At 63.9% G+C, this 4,650-nt stretch carries 3 protein-coding genes and 1 pseudogene; 2 read left to right on the top strand and 2 right to left on the bottom strand.

Annotated elements, in window-relative coordinates:
* Positions 1–403, top strand: a 403-nt coding sequence (locus tag EN780_RS27985; RefSeq protein ID WP_348631270.1) for a DUF6165 family protein, incomplete at its 5' end; no start/stop codon positions are given.
* Between the two features lie 393 nt (positions 404–796).
* Here EN780_RS27985 and EN780_RS27980 read toward each other — a convergent pair.
* Positions 797–2,329 (bottom strand): acyl-CoA carboxylase subunit beta, encoded by a 1,533-nt coding sequence (locus EN780_RS27980; RefSeq protein WP_128275913.1) that lies wholly within the window; start codon positions 2,327–2,329, stop codon positions 797–799.
* A gap of 407 nt (positions 2,330–2,736) precedes the next feature.
* Here EN780_RS27980 and EN780_RS27975 point away from each other — a divergent pair, with 407 nt between their 5' ends.
* Positions 2,737–4,158, top strand: coding sequence for a DEAD/DEAH box helicase (locus EN780_RS27975; RefSeq protein WP_187331403.1), 1,422 nt, complete (start codon positions 2,737–2,739; stop codon positions 4,156–4,158).
* Positions 4,159–4,254: 96 nt separating this feature from the next.
* On the opposite strand, the pseudogene EN780_RS27970 reads toward EN780_RS27975, so the two are convergent.
* Positions 4,255–4,650: pseudogene (locus tag EN780_RS27970) on the bottom strand (alpha/beta hydrolase); the annotation flags it as partial.

Raw genomic sequence — 4,650 nt, 5'->3', positions numbered from 1 at the left:
CAATTGCATGGTCCGCCCCATACGCGTCGAGATCGCCCCCGGCGAACTGCTGGACAAGATATCGATCCTCGAGATCAAGGCGGCAAGCATCGCCGACGCGTCCAAACTGGCCAACGTCCTGCACGAACTGGAGGAGCTATCGCGCGTTCGCGACGACCACCTCCCGGCGTCGGAGACGCTGGCCGGCCTTTACGCGGAACTGAAGGCCGTCAACCAGGCGCTCTGGGTCATCGAGGACGATATCCGCGTCGAAGAACTCAACAAGCGCTTCGGTGATCGTTTCATCGAACTCGCCCGCGGCGTCTACCGAACCAACGACCGCCGCGCCGCGCTGAAGCGCGAGATAAACGTGTTGCTCAGCTCCTCCCTAATCGAGGAAAAATCCTACGAAGACTACGAGTAGGACCGCCGCTTAGCGCTGGAGATAGTCCTCCATCCGCTCGGTCCATCTGTTGTTAAACCCGGCGATCTGTTGTTCGGCCGTCTCTGGGTTAAGCAGCGTGGAGAGTGCTGTCCGCCGTATCGGTTCGATCTCAGGCGTCTCCACGTATCCCAGCGCGGCCAGACGCTGTGCCCATGACGGGTGTGTCGACTTGCCGTCATCCGGACGTTCCCACGCCCTTTGGGCGCAACCATTCAAATACTGGCTTTGCGACAAGTCTGCGGCCATTTCCAGAAGGCGGGCAAGCGGCGGTCGAGGCGGTCGCAAGGCTCCCATGATCTCGCGCCGCAGCGGACAGCACCGCGAACCTGCCGAACCGCCGCCCAGCGCTGATGATGAAGCGCGACACTCAGGTCACAGCGGGATGTTGTCGTGCTTCTTCCAGGGGTTCTGCATGTCCTTGTTGCGCAGCATCCTCAGCGCCCGGGCGACGCGGCGGCGGGTCGAATGCGGCATGATCACCTCGTCGACATAGCCGCGTTCGGCGGCGACGAAGGGCGACAGGAAGCGATCCTCATAAGCCTTTGTATGCGCTGCTATCTTTTCCGCATTGCCGATGTCCTTGCGGTAGATGATCTCGACCGCGCCCCTGGCGCCCATCACCGCGATCTGCGCTGTCGGCCAGGCGTAGTTCATGTCGCCGCGCAGATGCTTCGACGCCATGACGTCATAGGCGCCGCCATAGGCTTTGCGGGTGATGACGGTGATCTTCGGCACGGTCGCCTCGGCATAGGCGAACAGAAGCTTGGCGCCATGCTTGATCAGCCCGCCATATTCCTGCGCGGTGCCGGGCAGGAAGCCCGGGACATCGACGAAGGTGACGATCGGAATGGAAAAGCAGTCGCAGAAGCGCACGAAGCGCGCCGCCTTGCGGCTGGCGTCGGAATCGAGCACGCCGGCCAGCACCATCGGCTGGTTTGCGACGAAGCCGACCGTGCGGCCCTCGACCCGGCCGAAACCGGTGACGATGTTTTTCGCAAAGCTCTGCTGGATCTCGAAGAAGTCGCCCTCGTCGGCGACTTTCAGGATCAATTCCTTGATATCGTAGGGTTTGTTGGCGTTGTCGGGGATCAGCCGGTCGAGCGACAGGTCGTGGTCGGTGACCGACTGGTAGCACTCGATTTCCGGGATTTCCGAGGTGTTGGAGGCAGGCAAGAGATCGACCAGCCGGCGCATCTGCAACAGCGCCTCGACGTCGTTGTCGTAGGCGCCGTCGGCGATCGAGGATTTGGTGGTGTGGACCGAGGCGCCGCCGAGGCTCTCGGCGGTCACCGTCTCGTTGGTGACGGTCTTCACCACATCCGGCCCGGTGACGAACATGTAGGAGGTGTCGCGCACCATGAAGATGAAGTCGGTCATCGCCGGCGAGTAGACATCGCCGCCCGCGCAAGGGCCCATGATCAGCGAGATCTGCGGGATGACGCCGGAGGCCAGAACATTGCGCTGGAAGATTTCGGCATAGCCGCCGAGTGCCGCCACGCCTTCCTGGATGCGGGCGCCGCCGGCGTCGTAGAGGCCGATGATCGGCGCGCGGTTGCGCAGCGCCATCTCCTGCACCTTGATGACCTTCTCGGCATGCGCTTCCGACAGCGAGCCGCCGAACACGGTGAAGTCCTTGGCGAAGATGTAGACGGGCCGGCCATTGACCGTCCCCCAGCCGGTGACGACACCGTCGCCGGCGATCTTGGTCTTCTCCATGCCGAAATCGGTCGAGCGATGCTCGACATACATGTCGAACTCCTCGAACGAGCCCTCGTCGAGGAAGACATCGATGCGCTCGCGGGCGGTGAGCTTACCCTTCTGGTGCTGGGCGTCGATGCGTGCCCTGCCGCCGCCCATGCGGGCGATCTCGCGGCGGCGCTCGAGTTCCTTCAGCACGTCCTTCATCGCCGGTCCCCCAAACGGATAGGTGCGTTTGTCGTAAATGATGCGGGCAGGGGAGTGCAAGCGCCACTTTCGCCGCCGTTTTGCTGCATTGCAGCATGCAGCCCTTGCATTTCGAAGCGAACTCGTCCATATGCGGCGGCATAGGCGCTTGGGCCGGCATTGTCCGGCCTTCTCGACGAATGAGACTGGTTGCGTCTGTTTTCCCTCTTTCCGGTATATCGGCCCCTCTTTCCGGTACATCACAAAGTGGCGAAAAAGCCCCGAGGCATGATGCTTGCGGGCACGACAGCGCAGCCGCGCGGACGTTCCGTCCGCCGCCTTGTCGTTCCATGACAATTTTTCGACGGCAGGTTGCGCCCTGCCGCCATCGATGTTGCGGCCAGAAGGCCGCGTGAAAGAAGATTATTTTGACCAACGAAAACACAGCGGAACAGAATGGTTTCGCCGCGCTCGGGATCTCCGGCGCGCTGCTCAAGGCCACTCATGCCGCGGGCTTCACGGATCCAAAGCCGATCCAGGTCCAGGCGATCCCGCCGCAGCTGGAAGGCCGCGACATTTTCGGCATCGCCCAGACCGGTTCGGGCAAGACCGCGGCCTTCGCGCTGCCGATCCTCTCGAAGATCATCGGACTCGGCACCAAGCGCCGGCCGAAGACCACACGTGCGCTGATCCTGGCGCCGACGCGCGAGCTCGCCGTGCAGATCGAGGACACGATCAAGATCCTCGCCAAGGGCGCGCATGTCTCGACCGCGCTGGTGCTCGGCGGCGTCTCGCGCTTCAGCCAGGTGAAGAAGATCGCGCCCGGCGTCGATATCCTGATCGCCACGCCCGGCCGGCTGACCGACCTGGTGCGTGAGGGCGATCTGATCCTCGCCGACACCAAATGGCTGGTGCTCGACGAAGGCGACCGCATGCTCGACATGGGTTTCATCAACGACGTCAAGCGCATCGCCAAGGCGACCGCGCCCGACCGCCAGACGGCGCTGTTCTCGGCGACCATGCCGGACGAGATCGCCGAATTGGCCAAAGGCCTGTTGAAGAACCCCGTTCGCGTCGAAGTCGCGCCGCAAAGCACGGCGGCGGCTGAGATCGTCCAGAGCGTCGTCCTTGCCCGCACCAAGCAGAAGCGCCAGGTGCTGTCGAAGATGCTCGCCGACGAAGCGATGAAGTCCGTCATCATCTTTTCGCGCACCAAGCATGGCGCCGACAGGGTGACCAAGGATCTCGATCGTGATGGCTTCAAGGCCGCCGTCATCCATGGCAACAAGTCGCAGAACGCCCGTCAGAAGGCGCTCAACGATTTCCGTGAGGGTTCGGTGCGCATCCTGGTCGCGACCGACATCGCCGCGCGCGGCATCGACGTTCCCGGCATCAGCCATGTCGTGAACTTCGACCTGCCCGACGAGGCGGAGAGCTATGTCCACCGCATCGGCCGCACCGGCCGCAACGGAAGGGACGGCATCGCCATCACGCTTTGCGATCCATCCGAGAACGCCAAGCTGCGCCAGGTGGAGCGCATCATCCGCGCCAAGCTGCCGATCGCTGCCGACCATCTCGGCAGCCCCGATCCGCAGCGCGATCCCAAGGAACGGAACGAGCGCCATTTCGAGCCGGCCAATGATCGTGCCGACCACAATGGTCGCCGCGACGGCCGGCGTCCGGGCGGCGGCAACAACGGCTCCGGCAAGAAGCGGTTCGGCGGCAAGCCGAACGGCGAGCGGCCGTTTGCGGCAAAGCCGCAAGGCGAGCGTCCGGAGGGCCGCAAGTCGTTCAAGGGCAACAACAAGCGCCGCTTCGGCGGCAAGCGGCCGGCGACGCGGGCGGCTTGAAGCCTGCGGTTCGGCAAGCCTGCCTAAGCTGACTGCCGACCAGTGAATGCGAGGGCGATCGTAGCGATGCTTCGGTCGCCCTTTTTCTTGTGACGGCTACTGCCCGGTCAGCGCCTTGACCCAGACGACGATCCGCTCCGCGAGGACGGCTGTTGTCGACGGCGACAGCGCGTCTCCGGCAATGACGTGGTTGTCGGCGTCGCCGGTGTCGTCGACCGGCACCAGCTCGTGCGGCGCGCCCCAGCGCCCGGCGATCTCGCGGGTGCGGTCTGGCCGCACCACTCTGTCCGAATCCGAAAAGATGAAGAGGGCAGGGATGGTCGCCTTTTCCACAGGCGCGGCATAGGCGAGTTCGGTCAGAGCCTGCATCGGCAGTGTCGCCGCCATCGGGTATTGGTGGGTCCAGAACTTTTCATGCAGCGCGTTGCGGGTCGGGAAGCTGCGCTCCTTGCCGCCGACGAGTTCGGCGATCTGTTTGCCCCAGGGCTTGGT

The sequence above is a fragment of the Mesorhizobium sp. M4B.F.Ca.ET.089.01.1.1 genome (genome assembly GCF_004022605.1).
GTDB classification, from domain to species: Bacteria; Pseudomonadota; Alphaproteobacteria; order Rhizobiales; family Rhizobiaceae; genus Mesorhizobium; species Mesorhizobium abyssinicae.
The sequence above is the reverse complement of the archived record's forward strand: the minus strand, read 5'-3'. Positions and strand labels throughout refer to the sequence as shown.